This window comes from Streptomyces sp. PTL18 (genome assembly GCF_059510295.1).
Map to the genome: position 1 here is coordinate 1 of NZ_JCAJZO010000082.1, position 2365 is coordinate 2365.

Genomic DNA, 2365 nt, shown 5'->3' on the forward strand with positions numbered 1-2365 from the left:
TGTCGGCGTACAAGCGAACGTGCACCACCTCGTACGGATGAAAGTGCACCGTTTCCGGTGCGGTGATGAGGTGAAGACCGTGAGTCTGCTGCTGTCGGTTCGGGTGGCAGGGAGGCGGCTGACGGTGGTCTTGGATCCGCATCGCTGGCTGGAGTTGAGGCGGTTTCGTCCGCTGTACGAGTCGGGTGCGATGAGCCTGCGGGAGATCGCGAAGGAGACCGGGCTGAACCGCCGGACGGTCAGCAAGTACCTCAAGGACTCCGCACCGGTTGCGCCGCCGAAGAGAGAAGCAGCAGATCAGCGGCCTCGGCGGGTGGTGGACGAGGTCGCGCCGCTGATCGACGCGATGCTCAGGTCCGAGATCCTGCTCAAGGGAAGGGTGATCCACGAGCGTCTGGCCCAGGAGTACGGGGTCACGATCAACTACCAGCGGGTGAAGCTTTATCTGCAGGAAGCCCGGCCCCGGATCGCGGAGGAACTGGGCATCAGCCCGGGTGAGCTGGCGGGCCTGCACCGGCGGTTCGAGGTCGTCCCGGGTGCTCAGGCCCAGGTCGACTGGGGAGACGAGGGCAAGATCCTTGCCCATGTCGGTATCCCGAAGGTCTACTCCTTCCACATGACGCTGTCGTACTCACGCGACCCGTTCTGCTGCTTCACCACCAGCCAGGATCTGGCCACCTTCTTCGACTGCCACCGAGCCGCGTTCGCGCACTTCGGCGGGGTGCCGATGAGCATCGTCTATGACCGGACCAAGACGGTCGTGCGTCGGCACGTTGCCCCCGGTGAGGCGGTTCCGCTGCACCCGGAGGCGGTCGCCTTCGCCGGGCACTACGACTTCGATATCGACGTGCTGGCCGCCTACCGCCCGCAGGGCAAGGGCCGGGTCGAGCGACAGGTGAACATCGTCCGCGACCACGTCCTGGCAGGGCGGGCCTTCTCCTCCATCGAGGAGCTGAACTCCGCCTTCGCCGCCTGGGTGCCGCTGCGGCGGGCGAAGGTCCACGCCACCCACGGCGAAGTCATCGGACACCGGGCCGTGCGCGACCACATGGCTCTGCGTCCGCTGCCGGCGACCCCGTATGTGGTCACGCAGCGGCACCTGCGGCACGTCGGCAAGGATTGCCTGGTCGCCTTCGACGCGAACCTCTACTCGGTGCCCGCACGCAAGGTCCGCCCCCGCCAGCTGGTCGAGATCCGGGCAACGAAGTCCCAGGTCACGCTGCACTCCACTGTTCCCGACACAAGCGGCCAGACCCTTTTGGCCGTCCATCCGCGGGCCGTTGGCCGAGGCGCCCGCATCGTGGATGAGACCCACTGGGACGGACTTCCCACCGGCGCCGGCCGCCGCGTCACCACCGGCGACACTCCGCCTTCTGCCCGCCGCAGCCAGCCGGCCGGGCCCCAGACCGGACCGCTGCAGGCTCTGCTGAACCGAACCGCCGCCGCAAACGTCGAGGTCGGCCGCCGTCCGCTGTCGGTCTATGACGAGCTGACCGGCACCCGGCCCTTCACCTCACCCGCCCCGATCAAGGAAGCCCGTTGAGCGAGCTGACCAGCACCCGCATCCGCACCACCGCCGCCAAGCTCGGCCTGCCGCACCTGGCCGAGGCCTTGAACCAGTACGTCCAGCGGGCCGACGAGGCCAAGATGGGCTACCTCGACTTCCTCGACCTGGTGCTGGCCGAGGAACTCGCCGTCCGCGACGACCGCCGCTTCCGCAACGGCCTGCGGCTGTCGAAACTGCCCCACCACAAAACGCTGGAGGACTACGACTTCTCCTTCCAGCCCGACCTCGACCCGCGCAAGGTCAAGGACCTGGCCACCCTCTCCTTCGTCGAGGACAAAGCCAACGTCGCCCTGCTCGGCCCGCCCGGGGTCGGCAAGACGCACATCGCCGTCGCCCTGGCCGTCGCGGCCTGCCGGGCCGGCTATTCGATCTACTTCACCAGCCTCGACGACATGGTCCGCCACCTCAAGGCCGCCGAGGACCAGGGCCGTCTGATCAGCAAGCTCACCAGCTACCTCCGACCCGCCGTTCTCGTGGTCGACGAGGTGGGCTACCAGCCGCTGGAACGGGCCGAGGCGAACCTGGTCTTCCAGGTCATCTCCAAGCGCTACGAGAAGGGCTCGATCATCCTGACCTCGAACAAGACCTTCGGCGAATGGGGCCAGGTCTTCGGTGACGAGGTCTTGGCCACCGCGATCCTCGACCGGCTCCTGCACCACTGCGAGGTCGTCTCGATCAACGGCAACAGCTACCGGCTCAAGAACCGCCTCCAGGCCATCGAACGGGACACCGACGTGGCCTGAGTAGTGGAGCACATAGCTTCGTACTCGGTGGTGCACTCAGACGAGTACCTGGACA

2 protein-coding genes are annotated in these 2365 nt (G+C 67.2%); both read left to right on the forward strand.

The window, feature by feature from the left end:
• Positions 1-1543 (forward strand): IS21 family transposase (gene istA / locus AC5WS8_RS38990; protein WP_496108209.1); only part of this gene is annotated, 1543 nt, incomplete at its 5' end.
• Positions 1540-2310, forward strand: a complete 771-nt coding sequence (istB, locus tag AC5WS8_RS38995) for an IS21-like element helper ATPase IstB (RefSeq protein ID WP_496108210.1) — start codon at positions 1540-1542, stop codon at positions 2308-2310. The genes istA and istB, both read left to right, overlap by 4 nt.
• Positions 2311-2365: the final 55 nt, after the last annotated feature.